17 protein-coding genes are annotated in these 19292 nt (G+C 66.0%); 13 read left to right on the top strand and 4 right to left on the bottom strand.

Annotated elements, in window-relative coordinates:
- Nucleotides 1-3: 3 nt before the first annotated feature.
- The gene (locus A5634_RS12845) at nucleotides 4-1203 is read right to left on the bottom strand and encodes a cytochrome P450 (protein WP_065144431.1); all 1200 of its coding nucleotides are present in this window, start codon (nucleotides 1201-1203) and stop codon (nucleotides 4-6) included.
- Nucleotides 1204-1370: 167 nt separating this feature from the next.
- Between A5634_RS12845 and A5634_RS12840 the strand changes: the two genes are divergently transcribed.
- The 5 genes from A5634_RS12840 to A5634_RS12820 all read left to right on the top strand — a co-directional run bounded on the left by A5634_RS12840 (nucleotide 1371) and on the right by A5634_RS12820 (nucleotide 8327).
- On the top strand, nucleotides 1371-2837 hold the full coding sequence (locus tag A5634_RS12840; protein WP_065144430.1) for an aldehyde dehydrogenase family protein: 1467 nt from the start codon (nucleotides 1371-1373) through the stop codon (nucleotides 2835-2837).
- Entirely contained in the window at nucleotides 2834-5068 is a 2235-nt protein-coding gene (locus A5634_RS12835; RefSeq protein ID WP_065144429.1) for a CaiB/BaiF CoA transferase family protein, read from the top strand. The genes A5634_RS12840 and A5634_RS12835 overlap by 4 nt, the downstream gene beginning before the upstream one ends.
- A 123-nt stretch (nucleotides 5069-5191) precedes the next feature.
- Nucleotides 5192-6100 carry an alpha/beta fold hydrolase gene (locus A5634_RS12830; protein WP_065144428.1) on the top strand — a complete coding sequence of 303 codons (909 nt, stop codon included), beginning with the start codon at nucleotides 5192-5194 and terminating at the stop codon, nucleotides 6098-6100.
- A gap of 3 nt (nucleotides 6101-6103) precedes the next feature.
- Nucleotides 6104-6913: an esterase/lipase family protein gene (locus A5634_RS12825; protein WP_253861579.1), complete on the top strand. Its 810-nt coding sequence runs from the start codon at nucleotides 6104-6106 to the stop codon at nucleotides 6911-6913.
- Between the two features lie 10 nt (nucleotides 6914-6923).
- Entirely contained in the window at nucleotides 6924-8327 is a 1404-nt protein-coding gene (locus A5634_RS12820) for an acyl-CoA synthetase (RefSeq protein WP_065144427.1), read from the top strand.
- Nucleotides 8328-8339: 12 nt separating this feature from the next.
- On the opposite strand, the gene dapD is transcribed toward A5634_RS12820, so the two are convergent.
- Nucleotides 8340-9293 carry a 2,3,4,5-tetrahydropyridine-2,6-dicarboxylate N-succinyltransferase gene (gene dapD / locus A5634_RS12815; RefSeq protein WP_155769517.1) on the bottom strand — a complete coding sequence of 318 codons (954 nt, stop codon included), beginning with the start codon at nucleotides 9291-9293 and terminating at the stop codon, nucleotides 8340-8342.
- A 90-nt stretch (nucleotides 9294-9383) separates the two neighbouring features.
- Between dapD and dapE the strand changes: the two genes are divergently transcribed.
- Nucleotides 9384-10448, top strand: coding sequence for a succinyl-diaminopimelate desuccinylase (dapE, locus tag A5634_RS12810; protein WP_065144425.1), 1065 nt, complete (start codon nucleotides 9384-9386; stop codon nucleotides 10446-10448).
- Here the strand turns inward: dapE and A5634_RS12805 are convergent.
- Entirely contained in the window at nucleotides 10433-12556 is a 2124-nt protein-coding gene (locus A5634_RS12805) for a GTPase domain-containing protein (RefSeq protein ID WP_065144424.1), read from the bottom strand. The genes dapE and A5634_RS12805 overlap by 16 nt on opposite strands.
- Before the next feature lie 71 nt (nucleotides 12557-12627).
- On the opposite strand from A5634_RS12805, the gene A5634_RS12800 reads away from it, so the two are divergent.
- From A5634_RS12800 to A5634_RS12770, 7 genes are all read left to right on the top strand, one after another.
- A complete protein-coding gene (locus A5634_RS12800; RefSeq protein WP_065144423.1) occupies nucleotides 12628-13221 on the top strand; it encodes a TIGR00730 family Rossman fold protein in 594 nt (197 codons plus the stop codon).
- Complete coding sequence (gene fadD6, locus A5634_RS12795) at nucleotides 13214-14995, top strand: long-chain-acyl-CoA synthetase FadD6 (protein ID WP_065144422.1); 1782 nt, start codon at nucleotides 13214-13216, stop codon at nucleotides 14993-14995. The genes A5634_RS12800 and fadD6 overlap by 8 nt, the downstream gene beginning before the upstream one ends.
- A 253-nt stretch (nucleotides 14996-15248) precedes the next feature.
- Nucleotides 15249-16073 carry a dihydropteroate synthase gene (folP, locus tag A5634_RS12790; RefSeq protein ID WP_253861586.1) on the top strand — a complete coding sequence of 275 codons (825 nt, stop codon included), beginning with the start codon at nucleotides 15249-15251 and terminating at the stop codon, nucleotides 16071-16073.
- On the top strand, nucleotides 16070-17008 hold the full coding sequence (locus A5634_RS12785) for a glucosyl-3-phosphoglycerate synthase (protein ID WP_065144420.1): 939 nt from the start codon (nucleotides 16070-16072) through the stop codon (nucleotides 17006-17008). Before folP ends, A5634_RS12785 begins: the two co-directional genes overlap by 4 nt.
- 38 nt (nucleotides 17009-17046) lie before the next feature.
- Complete coding sequence (locus A5634_RS12780; protein ID WP_065144419.1) at nucleotides 17047-17430, top strand: DivIVA domain-containing protein; 384 nt, start codon at nucleotides 17047-17049, stop codon at nucleotides 17428-17430.
- Nucleotides 17431-17476: 46 nt separating this feature from the next.
- Nucleotides 17477-18067 carry a DNA-3-methyladenine glycosylase I gene (locus tag A5634_RS12775; protein WP_065144418.1) on the top strand — a complete coding sequence of 197 codons (591 nt, stop codon included), beginning with the start codon at nucleotides 17477-17479 and terminating at the stop codon, nucleotides 18065-18067.
- A 178-nt stretch (nucleotides 18068-18245) separates the two neighbouring features.
- Nucleotides 18246-18413 (top strand): DUF3117 domain-containing protein, encoded by a 168-nt coding sequence (locus tag A5634_RS12770; RefSeq protein ID WP_003406247.1) that lies wholly within the window; start codon nucleotides 18246-18248, stop codon nucleotides 18411-18413.
- Nucleotides 18414-18435: 22 nt separating this feature from the next.
- Here the strand turns inward: A5634_RS12770 and glgA are convergent.
- The coding region (gene glgA, locus A5634_RS12765) for a glycogen synthase (RefSeq protein WP_065144417.1) at nucleotides 18436-19292 on the bottom strand (857 nt) is incomplete at its 5' end.

Raw genomic sequence — 19292 nt, 5'->3', positions numbered from 1 at the left:
ATCTCAGGCTCCCAGCCGCACTGGCATTCGCTTCACCCCGGGCACCATCGTTGCTTTCATCCGGTCCACGTCGCCCACGAGTTCGAGTCGGGGGAAGCGACGTAGCAACTCCTCGAACAAGATGGTTGCTTCCAGCCGCGCCAATTGTGCTCCGATGCAGGAATGTTCACCGCACCCAAAGGCGATGTGCGGGTTGGGGTGACGGGTCACCCGGAATTCTTCTGCATCGCTGCCGAAGATGTCCTCGTCACGGTTGGCCGACCCGTACAGCATCGTCACGACATCGCCCTCGCGGATCCCCTGGCCGCGAATCTCCGTGTCGGCCGTCGCAACACGCGACATGCTGACCACCGGGCTGGTAAAGCGCAACATCTCCTCGACGGCGCCGGGGATCAGCGCGGGATCCTCGACCAGCAAGCGGCACTGATCGGGGTTGTCGATCAATGCCAAGGTGCCCAACGCGATCAGATTGCGAGTGGTTTCATTGCCAGCCACCAGCAGCAGGAACGCAAAGTTGAGCAGGTCCTCGTCGGTGAGTCGATGTTCGTCGATCTCGGCAGCGGCCAACACCGAGAGCAGGTCGTCACGGGGTTCTTGGCGTCGTTCCGCGATCAATTTCTGGAAGTACTCGAAGAGTTGACCGATGGCCACGAACGCATCGAGCTCGATGTCCGGGTCGGCGGTTCCGGTGGCGGCATCCGACCAGGCGCGGAACTGCTCCCAGTCTTGCGGCGGTGCGCCGATCAGTTCGGCGATCATGCGGGTGGGCAGCGGGGCGGCGATCTCTTCGGCGAATTCGTGCACGGAGTCGGGTGCCACCTCATCGAGGACCCCGCGCACGATCTCGCGGATCTTCGGCTCCAGCACGGCGACCCGGCGCCTGGTGAAACCGGAATTGATCAGCTTGCGCATCTGCCGGTGCCGTGGCGGGTCGGTAAATATGAGGTTGCCCTCCTGGACCGGATTCGGCATCTCGGGGTCGGGTATGGAGATGCCCTTGGTCGAGGTGAACAGAGCTGGGGTGCTCGACACGTAACGAATGTCCTCGTATTTCAGCAGTGCCCAGAATTTGGTGACGTCGTTCCAATGAACAGGTGACGTCGCACGCAGCTCACGGTAGGTCGGGTAGGGGTCGCCCGCGTAGAACTCGGGGGAGTGCAGCGGGGCATCGGTGCGCACGGGCGGTTCTCCGATCCGACACATTGCTGTGAAGTGTCCTGCGCAATGTGTCTACTCGCGGCCGCCTACGCCTGTCAATACAGGCATCAATGCATTGAAGTAATGGCAAATTCGGGCTGGTGACGATTGACCTCTAGGTCCGACGGGTGTACACCAGGTTGGTAGATGACCGACAGAGGGGTGACAACCCAATGGCCGAGCCGGCGCCCACAGGACTAATCGACACCTATCAGCTCTACATCGACGGCAAATGGGTGGAACCCGACGACGGTCGCTACGACGACATCTCCCCGGCTACCGAGCAACCCATCGCCGCTGCTCCCGACGCGAGCGTCGGCCAGGTCGATGCGGCTGTCGCGGCCGCGCGGCGAGCCTTCGACGAGGGGCCGTGGGCGACGATGTCCCCGTCGGAGCGCGCAACCTGTCTCAGCCAACTCGGCGACGCCCTGCTCAAGTACGCCGACGACTTTTTCGCGCTGTCCCAGCAGGAGTGGGCCTGCACCTCAAACGAGCGGGTAATGCAGGTCGACGGCGCCGCGTTCATGTCCATGCACGCCGCCCAACTCGCAACTCAGTTGGCGGACGAAGAGGTCACCGGCATCGGAGCCGGAAAGACGCTGCTGCGTCATGAGCCACTTGGCGTCGTGTCGATCCTGACGCCGTGGAACTTCCCGCATTGCCTCAACGTGATGAAGCTCAATCACGCACTGGCCGCGGGTAATACCGTCGTGCTCAAGCCGTCGCCGCTCACACCGCTGGCAGGGCTGGCGCTGGCGCGGATCATCGACGAACACACCGACTTCCCGGCCGGGGTAGTCAACGTCGTCACTCCATCGAGTGTGCCGGCGGCCAAGCTGCTCACCACCGATCCCCGCATCGACATGGTCAGCTTCACCGGCAGTACTGTCGTCGGTCGCGAGGTTATGTCTGCCGCCGGGGACACCCTGAAGCGGATCTTGCTTGAACTGGGCGGCAAGTCGGCGTGCATCATCCTCGACGACACCGACGTCACCGACGAGATGCTGCAGCAGATGCTGTTCGACTGTTGTTCGATGCACGCGGGCCAGGCGTGCATCCTGCAGAGCCGGTTGCTGCTGCCCGATTCGTTACACGACGAGGTCGTCGACCGGTTGGTCGCACTGGCCCGCGACGTGAAAGTCGGGGACCCAACCGATCCCGAGGTGCAGATGGGTCCGCTGATCAGTGCCGCGCAACGGGGACGGGTTGAAGCGCACGTCGCAGGTGCGGTGGAGCAGGGCGCCAGGGTGGTCACCGGCGGAGGCCGTCCAGCGGGCCTGGACGTCGGGTTCTACTTCGAGCCAACGGTTCTCACCGAGGTCACGCCGAATTCCGTTATCGCTCAAGAGGAAGTGTTCGGCCCGGTGCTTAGCGTGTTGCGTTACCGCGACGACGACGACGCCGTCGCGATCGCGAACAATTCCCGCTACGGCTTGTCCGGATCGGTGTGGGGCGGCGACGTCGATCGGGCGCTCGGCGTGGCCCGCCAGATCCGTACCGGGCAGGTTGCGATCAACGGGTGCGGCCCCGGGGCGGCGCCGTTCGGTGGATTCAAACTCAGCGGATTGGGCCGTGAGGGCGGCGGAATCGGCGGAGTGCACCAATACATGGAGCCGATGGCGATCGGGGTTCCCGCGTGAGTGGACCCCTCGCGGGGCTCCACGTCGTCGAAATCGCCATCGAAATTTCGGGTCCCTACGCGACAAAGCTGCTGGTGGACCTCGGTGCCGAGGTCGTCAAGATCGAACCGCCCGGCGGGGATTCGCTGCGGTACTGGGGGCCGTTTCCCGGCGACGTCGCCAATCCGGATCGGTCCGGCCTGTTCGAATACCTCAACGCCGGCAAGCGAATAGCTGATGTGGCCGAGGCCCGCGAGCTGATCGCCGACGCGCACATTCTGGTGGAAAATCTTTCGCCCGGCACACTGGATGGCTGGGGTCTGGGTCCCGATGAGCTGAGCCGAATCAACCCGGGACTGGTGCGGCTCAGCGTTTCTCACTTCGGCCAGACCGGTCCTTGGCGAGACCGGATCGAATCGCCGCTGACCATGCAGGCGGTGGCGGGGTGGGTGAGCGCGCGGGACCCGCAGCGTCCTCCGGTACAGGCCGGCGCGCGCATCGCCGAGTATGTCGCGGGCGCCTACGGCGCGCTGGGTGCGTTGACGGCACTGCGAATTCCCCACCCGGGCAAGGTATCTGAGGTGGATGTCTCGGAGTTCGAGGCACTGCTGTCCACGCTGCCCTATCCGATGTTGATGGTCGAACGGATGCGCAGCCTTGGGTTGCCGTCGAATGTGCGCTCGGCGCCGATGCTGGGTGTGGTGCGGGCTGCCGACGGATGGGTGGGAATCAACTGCCTGACCGGACAACACTGGCTCGACGTCTGCGCGATGCTGGATCTGCCGGAGTATGGCGAACATCAGATCGCGATCATGATGGGTGGCCCCGAGCGCGCCGAATTCTTCGCCAAGGCAGAGCCATTGCTTGCTGAGCGCACGGTGGCCGAGACCATCGAAATCAGCCAAGCCATGCGCATTCCGGCCGCACCGGTCAACAACGGCGCCACCATTCTGGAATCTCCGCAGTACGCAAAGCGCGGTTTCTTCAAGGAGTTTCGTGACTTTCGGTGCCCGGGGCTACCGTTCCGGATGTCCGCGAGCCCGACCGCACGGCGAAATTGCGAGCCGGAAACCGCATCCTCCTTCGGCTCGCGGACCACTGAGTCGGGGGCGTTGCCGTTCGCCGGACTGCGGGTGCTGGACTTGAGTACGTTCTGGGCCGGGGCGTACCTGACCTGCTACCTGGGCTCCTTCGGCGCCGACATCGTCAAAGTCGAGTCCATTCAACGACCCGACGGGCACCGCTACTCGGGCGCCTATCCGTTCGAGGGCGACGACTGGTACGAGCGCAGCGCCCTGTGGCAGGCCACCAACCTCAACAAAAAAGACGTCACCCTCGATCTGACGTCAGAACGCGGACGCGAGATCGCCCACCGCCTGGCCGCGCAGGCCGACGTCGTGGTGGAGAACTTTTCTCCGCGCGTGGTGGAGCATTTCGGCCTGGACTACGACTCGCTGGTGAAGCTGAAACCCGATGTGATCGCGGTCCGCATGCCCGGCTTCGGCTTGCAGGGTCCCTGGCGGGATTACGTCGGCTGGGCACTGAACATCGAACAGACTTCCGGCATGACGGCCGCCACCGGCTACGCCGACGGACCGCCGTGCAACCTGCAGGGACCGGCCGACCCGGTCGTCGGTGTGCACGCGGGCGTTGCGCTGCTAGCCGCCCTTGAACACCGGCGCCGGACCGGCGAAGGACAACTGATCGAGATCGCCCAAATCGAAGTCGCCGCATGCCTTACCGCCGAACCCGTGATCGAGTACTCGATGAACGGGGTCGTACGGCCACGACAAGGCAACCGACACCGCGGCTATTTGCAGGGCGTCTACCCGACCAGCGAAGACGATGCATGGGTCGCCTTGTCGCTTCCCGATGACGGATCGCTCGACCACGACGTGTTCGACGAACTCGTCGCTGGCTGGACGCGCACGCAGACGGCCGCCGCTATCGTGGAAAGCCTTCGCGCGCAAGGTATCCCGGCAGAACCGGTGAGCACTGGCGCGCAGATGTACGAGTTCGCCCAACTCGAAGCCCGCGGCTTCTACGAGGAGTTCGAGCATCCGGTCACCGGAACTCACCGATATCCGGGTTGGCCGTTTCGGATCAACCCCGGCCCGCCCAGCCATCACCGCACCGCCCCGCCAACCCTCGGCCAGCACAATGACGAGATCCTGCGCCGGCTAGGTGTCGGCGACGACGAACTCGCCGAATTACGTCGTCTCCGCGTTATTGGTGACCGGATAGTTAGCTAACTCACACCAAAGTCTCTGACCTGCGCTGATAGCATATCGAATGCAAAAATGTATCCGTCAGCACGTCGCGGTCCCGGGGCAAAACGGTGCGCCCGGGGCGACTCACGTGAAAGGCTGCCCGGCATGCCCGTCGCGATTGCACGCCCCAAGATCGAAGGAAACGTCGCCGTTGGCGAAGACCGCCAAATAGGCTTTGCCGAGTTTGGTGCCCCGCAAGGACGCGCCGTGTTCTGGCTGCACGGCACCCCGGGTGCGCGGCGGCAGATCCCGACCGAGGCCCGCATCTACGCCGACCTGCACAACATCCGGCTGATCGGAGTGGACCGTCCCGGCATAGGATCGTCGACACCGCATCAGTACGAGACGATTTCGGCTTTCGCCGACGACCTGCGCACCATCGCAGACACACTCGGCATCGACAAAATGGCCGTCGTCGGGCTCTCCGGCGGCGGTCCCTACACGCTGGCGTGCGCGGCAAAACTGTCCGACCGGGTGGTGGCCGCCGGAGTGCTCGGTGGCGTGGCTCCGACGCGCGGGTCCGACGCAATCAGTGGGGGGCTGATGGATCTGGGGCAACGGGTCGCGCCGCTGCTGCGAGTCGGCGGCAATCCATTGCGGGTTGGTGCCAGCCTGATGATCCGGGCCGCCCGCCCGATCGCTTCACCCGCACTGGACGTGTACGCCATGCTCTCGCCGCAAGCCGACCGGCACCTGCTGGCCAGGCCCGAGTTCAAAGCCATGTTTCTCGACGACCTGCTCAACGGCAGCCGCAAGCAGTTGGCCGCACCGTTCAACGACGTGATCGTCTTCGCCCGCGACTGGGGATTCCGGCTAGAGGAGGTGACGGTCCCGGTGCGCTGGTGGCACGGCGACCACGACCACATCATCCCGTTCTCGCATGGGGAGCACGTCGTGTCCCGGCTACCCAAGGCTGAGCTGTTGCACCTGCCGGGCGAGTCTCACCTGGCCGGGCTCGGCCGCGGCGAGGAGATCCTGGCAACTTTGATGAAAATTTGGGATGAGGAGGCCTGATTCATGCCGGCAGCCCAAGCTGCTATCCGCCCGGTCGCTGTTGACAGTGCGGTGGCCGGAACCGCCCCCGCACTGGGGCTCTGGTTGAGCGATATCCCGCGTGCCGTAGTCGAATACGGCCAGCTGATTGCCGCGCTGCCGCTGCGGCGGAAGTTGCCGGTAGGCGACGGACATCCGGTGCTGGCGTTGCCCGGACTGCTCGCCGGTGATGGCACCATGTGGACGCTGCGCCGGCTGCTGAGCGGCCTCGGATATCAGGTGCACGGTTGGGGACTTGGCGTGAACATCGGCCCGACCCGCAAGGCGGTAGCGGGGATGCCCGACCGCCTTGCCGAACTGCACGAGCGCTACCAGGCGCCGGTCAGCGTGATCGGCTGGAGCCTGGGCGGCATCTTCGCGCGCACCCTGGCCCGACGGAATCCGTCGGCCGTTCGTCAGGTGATCACGCTGGGCAGTCCCTACCGCATGCACCGCATCAGCCAGTCGCGGGCCAGCAGTCAGTTCAATCTGTTTGCGCGGCTGCACGCCGAACGCCACGAGTTGCCGCTCTTGGCCGAAAACGAACCCCTTCCGGTGCCGGCGACGTCCATCTATTCCCGCTACGACGGCATGGTCGCCTGGCAGACCTGCATTGACCTGCCCTCCAAGAGCGCCGAGAACATCGCGGTGCTCAGCAGTCATATCGGATATGGGCACCACCCGGCTACGATCTGGGCCATCGCGGACCGGCTGGCGCAGCCCGCCGGCACCTGGGCGCCATTCCAGCCGCCGCCCGCCCTGCGTTCGTTGTTCCCGCCACCGCACGGGGGGTAGCCTCCCTGACGTGCTGCTGACCTCGCTGAATCCCTCAGCCGTTACCGCCACCGACATTCCCGACGCGGTCCGTATCGACGGGTTCACGCTCAGTCGCAGCGACCTGGTCGGCGCCGCGACATCGGTGGCCGAGCGGGTGGCCGGCGCGCGACAGGTCGCGGTGCTCGCGACGCCCACCGCCTCGACGGTGTTGGCAATCACCGGATGTCTGATCGCCGGGGTACCCGTCGTCCCGGTGCCGGCCGATGTCGGGGTGGCCGAACGCCGTCATATGCTGGCCGACTCTGGTGCCCAGGCCTGGCTTGGACCGGTGCCGGACGAGCCGGAAGGCTTGCCGCACATACCGGTTCGGTTGCATGCCAGATCATGGCATCGCTACGCCGAACCAGCACCGGATGCCCTGGCGATGGTGGTATACACCTCGGGCACAACGGGATTGCCCAAAGGCGTCCAGGTTAGCCGGCGAGCCATCGCCGCCGATTTGGACGCGCTGGCCGAAGCGTGGCAGTGGACCCCGGAGGACGTGTTGGTACACGGGCTGCCGCTGTATCACATCCACGGGTTGGTGCTTGGTCTGCTGGGATCGCTGCGGGTGGGAAATCGCTTTGTGCACACCGGAAAACCGACGCCTGCTGGCTACGCCGCGGCTGGCGGGACGCTGTATTTCGGGGTGCCCACGGTGTGGTCGCGGCTGGTGGATGATGCCGCGGCCGCCGAAGCGCTGAAGCCGGCCAGGCTATTGGTGTCCGGCAGTGCCGCGCTGCCGGTACCGGTGTTCGAGCGGCTGGAACAGCTGACGGGGCACCGGCCCATCGAACGATACGGTGCTTCGGAATCGCTGATCACCCTGTCCACGCGCGCCGACGGCGAGCGTCGCCCGGGCTGGGTGGGCCTGCCGCTGGCTGGGGTGCAGACCCGACTGGTCGACGACCACGGTGAGTTGGTGCCGCATGACGCGGAAACCGTTGGCAAGCTTCTTGTTCGGGGCCCGACGCTGTTCGACGGTTACCTGAACCGGCCCGAAGCCACCGCCGAGGCGTTCGACGCCGACGGGTGGTACCGCACCGGAGACGTCGCGGTCGTGGACGGTGGTGGCATGCACCGCATCGTGGGCCGCGAGTCGGTCGACCTGATCAAGTCGGGGGGATACCGCATCGGTGCGGGCGAGATCGAGACCGTGCTGCTCGGGCATCCCGGTGTGAAGGAGGCTGCGGTGGTGGGGCTACCGGACGAGGACCTCGGCCAGCGCATCGTCGCGTACGTGGTCGGGTCTGCCGCTGCTGACGAGCTGATCAATCATGTCGCGCAACAGCTCTCGGTGCACAAGCGGCCCCGCGAGGTGCGCATGGTGGACTCGCTGCCCCGCAACGCGCTGGGCAAGGTACTCAAGAAGCAACTGCTGGCCGATGGCTAATTTTCCGCCCGCTCAGTTCGCGTGCAACTCCTCGTTGAGCGCAATGCCCTGACCGTCGCGAGAGACCACCTCGACCGCTCCGGTCATCGAGTTGCGCCGGAAGAGCAGGTTGTCAGCACCGGAGAGCTCCCGGGCCTTGACCGACTTACCTTCGGGCAGAGCGACTTTCGTGCCGGCTGTGACATACAGGCCGGCCTCCACCACACAGTCGTCACCCAAGGAGATGCCCAGGCCCGCGTTGGCGCCCAGCAGGCAGCGCTTACCGATCGAGATGACTTGCTCGCCACCGCCGGACAGCGTGCCCATAATCGAGGCGCCACCACCGACGTCGGAACCGTCACCGACCACCACGCCCGCCGAAATGCGGCCCTCGACCATGGAGGCGCCCAGCGTGCCGGCGTTGAAGTTGACGAAGCCCTCGTGCATCACGGTGGTGCCCGCCGCCAGGTGCGCGCCCAGCCGCACCCGGTCCGCGTCGGCGATCCGCACGCCCGTCGGCAGCACGTAATCGACCATCCGGGGGAACTTGTCGATGCCGTAGACCGTCACCGGTCCGTGCCGGCGCAGCCGCGCCCGCACCGCTTCGAATCCCTCGACGGCGCATGGGCCACGGTTAGTCCACACCACATTGGTCAATACCCCGAACAAGCCGCCGGCGTTCAGCCCGTGGGGCGCCACCAGTCGGTGCGAGAGCAGATGCAACCGCAGATAGGCGTCGTACGCGTCGGCGGCCTGGTCGTCCAGCGAGCCGATCACCGTGCGGATTGCGATGGTCTCGGTTTGCCGGTCGTCGTCGCGCCCGACGAGTGCGCCCAATTCTGCCGGGACGTCCGAGATGGCCAGTCGCGAAGTGGCGCTGGTACTCGATTCGGTCAGTTCCGGTGCGGGAAACCACGCGTCGAGGACGGATCCGTCCGAGGCGAGGGTCGCCAGCCCAACAGCTGCAGCTCCAGTCACGGCGGTCAGGTTACTTGGTCCCGCGAGCAGACACAGAATCGCATCCCAGCGGCCCCGTTAGTGCGATTCTGCGTCTGCTCGCCGGACTAGGCTGGCCCCGTGCTGGAATTGCATGGCGATCCCGTCGAGCTGACCGTGGCGTTAGTCGACATCCCCAGCGAATCGCGAAACGAGGCTCGCATCGCCGACGAGGTCGAAGCAGCCCTGCGGGCGCAAACGTCCGGTTTCGAGATCATTCGCAACGGCAACGCGGTGCTGGCGCGCACCGCACTGGGCCGCCCGTCGCGGGTGTTGCTGGCCGGGCATCTGGACACGGTGCCAGTGGCCGACAACCTGCCCAGCCGGATCGAGGACGGCGAACTGCACGGTTGCGGCACCTCGGACATGAAATCCGGCGATGCGGTTTTCCTGCACCTGGCCGCCACCGTGGCCGAACCCGCGCACGATCTGACCCTGGTGTTCTACGACTGCGAGGAAATCGATTCCGCAGCAAACGGTTTGGGGCGCCTGGAGCGAGAGCTGCCGGACTGGCTGACCGCCGATGTGGCCATTCTGGGTGAACCCACCGCCGGCTTCATCGAGGCGGGCTGCCAAGGCACCCTGCGGGTGGTCGTCAGCGCGACCGGAACCCGCGCGCATTCGGCACGTTCTTGGTTGGGCGACAACGCGATTCACAAGCTAGGTACGGTGCTGGACCGGCTGGCCAGCTATCAGGCACGCAGCGTCGACATCGACGGCTGCGTGTACCGCGAGGGACTGTCCGCGGTCCGCGTTGACGGTGGTGTGGCCGGCAACGTGATTCCCGACGCCGCGTCGGTGACGGTCAATTTCCGCTTCGCTCCGGACCGCTCGCCCGACACTGCGCTGCAGCACGTCCACGAGGTCTTCGACGGGCTCGATGTGGCCATCGAGCTGACCGACTCCGCCACCGGTGCGCTGCCCGGGTTGTCGGCGCCGGCCGCACGTGCGCTGGTCGAGGCCGCGGGCGGGCAGGTGCGGGCAAAGTACGGCTGGACGGACGTGTCTCGGTTTGCGGCCCGTGGCATTCCGGCGCTGAACTACGGGCCGGGCGACCCGAACCTGGCCCATAAGCGTGACGAGCGCGTGCCGGTTGCCCAGATCACCGCCGCGGTCGACATGCTGCGCGGTTATCTGAGTCGCTGAGCCTGCGACGCCACATCAGCGGCCGCGGCGCCCATCCCGATTGCAACCAGGTCGTCGGCCACCGACGTGAGCCCGGCACCATCGCCGGCGACCAGTGCGCGAGCATGTCTGGCAATGAGATCACCTACCGGGCAACTGATTTGGCTTGCGAGCCGGGCCGCGGGCTCCGCCGCCCGCAGGTCGCCCAGTCGGACGGCATCATGCCAGGCCAGCAACGCCACTGCCGATTGGCCGGAACGCTCCGCCATGCGAGCCGCATCCCGTGCCGCGGAGACGGCACCGGGACGGTCCCGGGCCGTCGCCCGGGTCCAGGCGCGTGCGAGCCCGAGCTCGGGAGCGAACAACGCCGACTTCGTTCCATGCCGATTTTCAGCCCGGCGCAACGCTTTTGCCGATCCGGGTATGTCGCCCTGACGGGCAATTGCAGTCGCCAGCAACATTAACGACAGCGGACCCCACGAATAGCCGGTACGTTCCAACTCGGTGGCGCAGGGATCCAAAAAGGCTGCCGCGGTCTCGTATTCGCCCTTTGCGAGTAACACATAGGCAAGCAGCACCTCGCCGATGGCCCGGCCGGGCTGCTGGAGCTCGGCGAAATCGGTGAACTGCTGGGCCAATGCCTGTGCCTGCGCCACCTCGCCGGCCATCAATAACGACGTGATCTGCCCAAGCCCCACGGTGAACCGCAACAGCCCGGGATGCTCTGCAGTGGAAGCCTTTTCAGCCAAGCGGTCAACGTCGCTGAGCCGGCCCATCCGTGCCGAGGACAACGCGGCCGCGCTGGCCGCCCAGGCCACCGCCATGTCTGCAGCGTCCGGTTTGGCAAGCACGTCGGTGGCCAGAGTGATGGCGCGCTGCAGATTTCCGGAGTTCATCGCGAACGTGGCGGTAAGCCCGTCCAGCACTGTGCGTGCCGCCGGTTCGGTGACGTGGTTGCGGGTGGTCTGCAAGAACGCGGTTGCCCGCTCGGGCTCGCCAAGCATCCAGAACTGGTTGGCCGCGCGCGGCACGGCCCAGGCGATCAACTCAGCCTCGGACAAGTTCGCGGGATCCACCGCCCCCAGCACTGTGCCCGCTTCGCGGCCACGTCCTTGCCAACCCAAAGCCTGACCCAGCACCACGCGCGCATCCAGCCCGCCGGACCGCTCCAGTGCCGCCCGGCTCAGCCGCTCGGCGAGCGACAGGTCGCCTAAGCGCAGCGCCTGCTGTGCGGCCGCTGCGACCTCGGCGACCGGTTGGGGCGCGTCGCTGTCCAGCGCCAGCGACGCCAGTCGCAGCCGGTTGGTCGGGTGCTCGGAGGGATGCCGGGACAGCAGGTTGACCAGGTCGGTGCGCCGCTGCCGCGCGCCGTCGCGGCCCAGCTTCGCCAGGGCGCGTGCACCGAACAGTGGGTGTGCGGTGTAGACCATCGCGGGGTCGGTGCTGCCGCCGCGTAACCGAGTTTCGGCCGCGCCCAGATCCTCGGCCTGGCTGACCGCGCCGTCTCCGGCCAGCACGCTCAGATCCGCCACCGACAACGGCTCCGCCACGGCAAGGTAGTCCAACACCGACCGCGCCGGGGCCGGTAACTCGGCGAGAAACTCGTCAACCTCACCCGCGGTCGTCGAGCCGCGAGGCGGCGCGATGTCAATACGATCAAGCAGCCCATCGGCCCACAGTGCAGCGATTGCCGGCGGTGCCGCATCGGCGCGCGCGGTGACGATCATCCGCGCGGCTCGGGTCAGTGCCAGCTGATACACCAGGGTGGCCGACAGGATGTCCAAGTCATGGGCCTCGTCGACGATGAGCAGCAGATCGCCCTGCTGTGCGGCGCGGATCAGCGAGGTGCGAGCGGCCCGCAGCAACGCTGCCGGTTTCCCGATGTCGGCGATGTCGATTAAATGTCCGAAAGCGCCGAAGGGAACCACCCGCTCGGCTGGGGTGCCGATCACCCAGCGGGTTGTCGTGGTCGGGTGCTGGGCGCAGAACTGTTCGGCAGCCAATCGCGCCAGGGTCGATTTGCCGACACCGTCAGGTCCCAGTACGACGGCCCCGCCCGTGTCGCCGACAGCGGCATTGAGCCGTTCCAGGGCTGCCGCGTGCTGCGGGACGTTCCAACGAATCGGCATCGTTGTGAGTTTATGGTGACCCCTACCCGTGGCATGCGTAGGCCCTGCGGCGTTGGTCTACCTTTCCGTGTATGCCCGCAGAGACCGATGTTCAGTGGACGGTGGCCGTGTACTGCGCAGCCTCGCCGACGCACCCCGATTTGCTCGAACTCGCCGCCTCGCTCGGCGCCAGCATCGGTTCGCAAGGCTGGACCCTGGTCTGGGGCGGCGGCCACGTTTCGGCGATGGGAGCGGTCGCTTCGGCGGCGCGCGCAGTCGGCGGATGGACCGTCGGGGTAATTCCCAGAATGCTGCTAAACCGCGAATTGGCCGACCGGGGCGCCGACGAACTAATCGTCACCGACACCATGAGCGAGCGTAAGCGAGTAATGGAAAGCCGTGCCGATGCGTTCATCGCGCTGCCGGGTGGTGTCGGCACTATGGACGAATTGTTGAGCGCGTGGACTGAGGGCTATCTCGGCGTGCACGACAAGCCGATCGTGCTGCTGGATCCGTGGGGGCATTTCGACGGGTTCCTGGCGTGGATATATGAGTTGCTCGACAGCGGTTACATCTCCCAGGCGGCCGTCGATCGGCTCGTAGTAGTGGATAAGGTCGGCGAGGCGCTGCAGGCGTGCGCGCCGGACCGAGGCGGTCTGGAAAGAATCGAGGAATCAGGTGTCTGATCACGACGGCGGAGCGCACGTACGAGTCAAGCTCACCGATATCGCGACACGAGTACCCGGCGTGATTGCCGACGCGCCGTCGATCCTGCGCGCGGTCAGGACCGGACTGTTGCCGCGGCCCGGCTCCAAAGCGTCTATCGGCGCGGTGTTTCAGGAGCGGGCAGCGCGCTACGCCGACCGGATCTTCCTAAAGTTCGACGACGAGCAGCTGACGTATCGCGAAGCCAACGCGACCGCCAACCGCTACGCCGCGGTGCTGGCCGCGCGGGGTGTCGGTCCTGGCGACGTCGTCGGCGTCATGTTGCGTAACTCGCCGAACGCGGTGCTCACGATGCTCGCCGTCGTCAAATGCGGTGCGATCGCCGGCATGCTGAACTACCACCAGCGTGGTGATGTCCTCTCGCACAGCCTGGGCCTGCTGGATGCCAAGGTGCTCATCGCCGAATCCGACTTGGTCAGTGCTGTCAGCGAATCCGGGGGTTCGGCCGGTGAGGTGGTCACCGTCGAGGACTTGGCGCGATTTGCGACGACCGCGCCGGCCACCAACCCTGCGTCGGCGTCGGAGGTGCGCGCCAAGGACACCGCGTTCTACATCTTCACCTCGGGGACCACCGGTTACCCGAAGGCCAGCGTGATGACGCACTACCGGTGGCTCAAAGCGCTCGGGGCATTCGGCGGCCTGGGGCTGCGGTTGAAGGCCTCCGACACGCTCTACAGCTGCCTGCCGCTCTATCACAACAATGCGCTCACCGTCGCGGTGTCGTCGGTGATCAACTCCGGCGCGACTTTGGCGCTGGGCAAGTCCTTCTCGGCGTCCCGGTTCTGGGACGAGGTAATCCGTTACGAAGCAACAGCTTTCATTTACATCGGCGAGGTCTGCCGCTACCTGCTTAACCAACCGCCCAAGAAAACCGATCGCGCACACAAGGTTCGGGTCATCGCCGGCAACGGGTTGCGTCCGGACATCTGGGACGAGTTCACCAAACGGTTCGGTATTTCCCGGGTTTGCGAGTTCTACGCCGCCAGTGAAGGTACCACCGCGTTCATCAATATCTTCAATGTGCCTCGCAGCACCGGCATTTCGCCGATGCCGCTCGCTTACGTGGAGTACGACCCGGACACCGGCGAACCAGTTCGTGACGACGCCGGACGGGTTCGCCGGGTGCCCGACGGCGAGCAGGGCCTGCTGCTCAGCCCGGTCAACCGGCTGCAGCCGTTCGACGGCTACACCGACAAGAAAGCCAGCGAAAAGAAGTTGGTACGCAACGCTTTCAAGGACGGTGACTGCTATTTCAACACCGGTGACGTGATGAGCCCGCAGGGCATGTTCCACGCGGCATTCGTAGACCGGTTGGGCGACACATTCCGCTGGAAGGGCGAGAACGTAGCCACTACGCAGGTCGAGGCCGCGGTGTCGACCGATTCCAATGTCGAAGAGTGCACGGTCTTCGGGGTTGAGGTGCCCAATACCGGTGGGCGGGCCGGCATGGCCGCGGTCAAGCTGCGGGAGGGCCGCGAATTCGACGGCCAATCCCTGGCCGGCGCCGTGTACGACAGGCTGCCCGGCTACGCGCTTCCGCTGTTCGTGCGGTTGGTGGAGTCGCTGGAGCACACGACGACGTTCAAGAGCCGCAAAGTCGAGTTGCGCAAGCAGGCTTACGGCCCGGACGTGGCGGACCCGCTGTACGTGCTGGCCGGGCGCAAAGAGGGCTACGTCGAGTACTACGACGATTACCCGGACGAGGTCGCCGCGGGTAAGCGACCGCAGGGCTGATGTTGGCCGGCCTCGCCGTTTGAGTGTGCGCTCACGGTTTCGCGTGTGCGGCTACGGCGGTGAATTGGCGATTTTCACGCCCTGGATGCACACTCGACGCCGCCAGTGCACACTCGACGCCGCCAGTGCACACTCGAGGCCGCCAGTGCACCCACGACCCAGGCAAAATGGACGCGTGCGCCCAACCTCGTCGACAGCAGTCGGCCACTCGACGTTCTGCGGTCGCCGGGTGGCGTCAGATCGCGCGCTGATCATGGCGATTATCAATCGCACCCCGGACTCGTTCTTCGACCAGGGCGCGACCTTCGCCGACGGCCCAGCGCGCGACGCCGTACACCGTGCCGTCGCCGAGGGCGCTGACGTGATCGACATCGGCGGGGTCAAGGCGGGCCCCGGTGAGACCGTCGACGCCGAAACCGAGATCGCCCGCCTGGTGCCGTTCGTTGAGTGGCTCCGCGACGCCTATCCCGACCAGCTGATCAGCGTCGACACCTGGCGCTCGGAGGTCGCCAAACTGGCTTGTGCGGCGGGTGCGGACATCATCAACGACACGTGGGGCGGCGTCGACCCGGCCTTGGCCGAGGTGGCCGCCGAATTCGACGCCGGCTTGGTTTGCGCGCACACCGGGGGAGCGCTACCGCGCACACGTCCCTTCCGGGTGAGTTACGGTACGACTACCCGCGGCGTGGTGGACGATGTGATTCGCCAGGTCACAGCCGCTGCCGAGCGGGCAGTTGCGGTCGGCGTAGCCCGCGACCGGGTGCTGATCGACCCGGCCCACGATTTCGGCAAGAACACCTTCCACGGGCTGCTCCTGTTGCGACATCTGAGCGATGTCGTTAATACCGGGTGGCCGGTGCTGATGGCTTTGAGCAATAAGGATGTTGTCGGGGAGACTCTGGGCGTGGACGTGACCGAACGACTTGAGGGGACACTGGCGGCTACCGCGCTGGCAGCAGCCGCCGGGGCACGCATGTTTCGCGTCCACCAAGTTGCGGCGACCAGGAGGACGCTGGAGATGGTGGCCTCGATCCAGGGGACGCGTCGCCCGACACGCACGGTGAGAGGACTGGCATGACAGCATCTGAGCTGGTCGCGGGTGATCTCGCCACCGTCCATACCTGGAACCGTCCGCGCTGGACGATCAGCGAATTGGTCGCGGCCAAGGCCGGTCGGACCATTTCGGTGGTGCTCCCGGCGCTCAACGAGGAAGACACCATCGAGTCGGTCATCGACAGCATTTCCCCGCTGGTTGACGGGCTGGTCGACGAGCTGATCGTGCTCGATTCCGGTTCCACCGACGACACCGAGATTCGGGCTATCGCCGCGGGGGCGCGCGTCGTCAGCCGCGAACATGCGCTGCCCGAGTTGCCCACCCGACCCGGTAAGGGCGAGGCGTTGTGGCGTTCTCTGGCGGCAACCCGCGGCGACATCGTGGTGTTCATCGATTCCGATCTGGTCAACCCCAACCCCAGGTTCGTGCCCAATCTGGTGGGCCCACTGCTCACCGGTGACGGAATTCACCTGGTCAAGGGCTTCTACCGGCGCCCGCTGACCAAGGGTGATGCCAGCGGTGACGCGGGCTCCACCGGTGGCGGACGGGTGACCGAACTGGTGGCGCGACCGCTCCTGGCGGCGCTGCGCCCTGAGCTGGGCTGCGTGTTGCAGCCGCTGGGCGGGGAGTACGCGGCAAGTCGTGAACTGCTGACTTCGCTGCCGTTCGCCCCGGGCTACGGCGTCGAGATCGGCCTGTTGATCGACACCTTCGATCGGTTGGGTTTGGACGCGATCGCGCAGGTCAACCTGGGTGTTCGGACGCACCGCAACCGGCCGCTGGAGGAGCTCGGTGCGATGAGCCGCCAAGTGATTGCCACGCTACTTTCCCGATGCGGCATTCCCGACTCCGGAGTCGGCTTGACCCAGTTCTTGCCCGTCGGGGACGGCTTCACCCAGCACACGCTGCCGGTGTCACTGGACGACCGGCCGCCGATGAACGCGTTGCGTCCGCACTGATCGACTGTTTGTCGGTGCCATAGGGCAGGATCGGTCGCGTGGCGTTGGTGTTGCTCTACCTGGTGGTTCTGGTCCTTGTGGCGGTTGTGCTGTTCGGCGCGGCGAGTCTGTTGTTCGGTCGCGGCGAACAATTGCCACCCCTGCCGCGCGCGACGACGGCCACCGTCCTGCCGGCCTTCGGCGTCACGGCCGGCGACGTCGATGCGGTCAAATTCACCCAGGTGCTTCGTGGATATAAGACCAGCGAAGTCGACTGGGTCCTGGACCGGTTGGGACGTGAGTTGGAGACGCTGCGGGGCCAGGTGGCGGCCCTGCAAGCCTCTAGCAGCGAGGCACAGCCCAATGCGCTAGACGATGTGGCCGAGGACGCGGAGCCCTCAGGCGTCGACGCCGTCGGGTCGGACCGTTCCGGTCCGACATGAGCCACCGCGGCGAGTATGCAGCGCGTAGCGATGAGGCGCGCAAGTAGTGGACGCACCTTGCCGCGAAGGCCTGATTCGCTGTAGCTGGGCCGAGGTTCGCCCCGGACCCGATGCCGAGCTGTATCGCGACTATCACGACCAGGAGTGGGGCCGTGCGCTCAAAGACGGCACGGCGTTGTTCGAGCGGCTGAGCCTGGAAGCCTTTCAAAGCGGTCTGTCTTGGCTGATCATCCTGCGCAAGCGGGAAAATTTCCGACGCGCATTTCACGGCTTCGACGTCGACAAGGTCGCCCGCTTCACCGACGTTGACGTGCAGCGTCTATTGACCGACAGCGGCATTGTGCGCAACCGCGCCAAGATCGAGGCGACGGTGGCCAACGCGCGTGCCGCCGTCGACCTCGGGTCGCCGCAAGATCTGTCCGAACTGCTGTGGTCGTTCGCGCCGCCGGCCCGGCCCCGGTACGTCGACATATCCGAAATCCCCTCCGTGAGTGCGGAATCAAGGGCGATGGCGCGTGAGCTCAAGCGCCGCGGTTTCCGCTTCGTCGGACCCACCACCGCGTACGCGCTGATGCAGGCGACCGGCATGGTCGACGATCACATCCGCTCTTGCTGGGTGCAGGCAACCGCTGGGTGAAACGGGCAAGTTCGTCCCAGAACCGGGTCTTTGTGCACCTTGTGACTCGGATAGGGAACAATGGTGGGGTGATTTGGCAGTTCAATGTCGGGTATGGCTGGAAATCCACTGGCGGGGCATGCTCGGCGCCGACCAGGTCCGCGGGTGCGGGCCAGCTCGAATTCGGAGGGAGCACTCGATGGCGGCGATGAAGCCCCGGACCGGCGACGGTCCACTAGAAGCAACTAAGGAGGGGCGCGGCATCGTGATGCGGGTACCACTGGAAGGTGGCGGTCGCCTCGTGGTCGAACTGACGCCGGACGAGGCTGCCGCGCTGGGCGACGAGCTCAAGGGCGTCACCAGCTAGAGCGGCCGACCGGCTCACTGGGTTACTCACACACGTTGCGGTAGACGTCCAACGTTTGCTCGGCAATGTGAGCCCAGGAGAATTCTTCGATACAGCGTTGACGGCCGGTGTGCCCGTACTGCCGCGCCTTGACGGGGTCGGCGACTAGAGCATTGACCGCCTCGGCCAGCCTGGCCTCGTAGGCTTCCGGGAAGTCGACGTCGTAGTGCACCAGCGACCCGGTGACACCGTCAGCCACCACCTCGGGGATGCCGCCGACGTCCGAGGCCACCACCGCCGTCGCGCACGCCATCGCCTCCAGGTTCACGATGCCCAACGGCTCGTATATCGACGGACACACGAAAACCGTTGCCGCCGAAAGTATTTCGCGGAGCTTGGCCTTGTGTAGCATCTCTCTGATCCAGAACACCCCAGTGCGGGTGTGCTCGAGCCGGGTCACCGCCGAGCGCACCTCTTCGGCGATCTCGGGGGTGTCGGGCGCCCCGGCGCACAGCACCAGCTGAATGTCCGAGCTGAATTGGTGGGCGGCTGCCACCAGGTGCGGCACACCCTTCTGCCGGGTGATACGCCCGACGAACGCCACGATGGGCCGGTTCGGGTCGACGCCGTACTCCTCTAGTACCGACCCGGTGCGCACCGGCCCCGCGGGATGCCACACCTCGGTGTCGATGCCGTTGCGGATTACGTGAACCAGGCTCGGGTCCAGCGTCGGATAGATGCGCAGGACGTCGTCGCGCATGCCGGAGCTGACCGCGATAACGGCGTCGGCGCCCAGCACCGCGGTGCTCTCCACCCAGGAGGACACCTGGTAGCCGCCGCCCAGCTGCTCGGCCTTCCACGGTCGCATCGGCTCAAGCGAGTGCGCGGTGAGCACGTGCG

The organism is Mycobacterium asiaticum (assembly GCF_001673365.1).
GTDB lineage: Bacteria > Actinomycetota > Actinomycetes > Mycobacteriales > Mycobacteriaceae > Mycobacterium > Mycobacterium asiaticum_A.
This window is presented reverse-complemented; position numbering and strand designations above follow the sequence as displayed.

Coding starts and splice junctions, on each gene's coding strand:
- A5634_RS12805 (WP_065144424.1), bottom strand. CDS start 12,556: ATGCCGATTCGTTGGAACGTCCCGCAGCACGCGGCAGCCCTGGAACGG.
- A5634_RS12830 (WP_065144428.1), top strand. CDS start 5,192: ATGCCCGTCGCGATTGCACGCCCCAAGATCGAAGGAAACGTCGCCGTT.
- A5634_RS12800 (WP_065144423.1), top strand. CDS start 12,628: ATGCCCGCAGAGACCGATGTTCAGTGGACGGTGGCCGTGTACTGCGCA.
- A5634_RS12785 (WP_065144420.1), top strand. CDS start 16,070: ATGACAGCATCTGAGCTGGTCGCGGGTGATCTCGCCACCGTCCATACC.
- A5634_RS12770 (WP_003406247.1), top strand. CDS start 18,246: ATGGCGGCGATGAAGCCCCGGACCGGCGACGGTCCACTAGAAGCAACT.
- A5634_RS12825 (WP_253861579.1), top strand. CDS start 6,104: ATGCCGGCAGCCCAAGCTGCTATCCGCCCGGTCGCTGTTGACAGTGCG.
- folP (WP_253861586.1), top strand. CDS start 15,249: ATGGCGATTATCAATCGCACCCCGGACTCGTTCTTCGACCAGGGCGCG.
- A5634_RS12845 (WP_065144431.1), bottom strand. CDS start 1,203: ATGTGTCGGATCGGAGAACCGCCCGTGCGCACCGATGCCCCGCTGCAC.
- A5634_RS12840 (WP_065144430.1), top strand. CDS start 1,371: ATGGCCGAGCCGGCGCCCACAGGACTAATCGACACCTATCAGCTCTAC.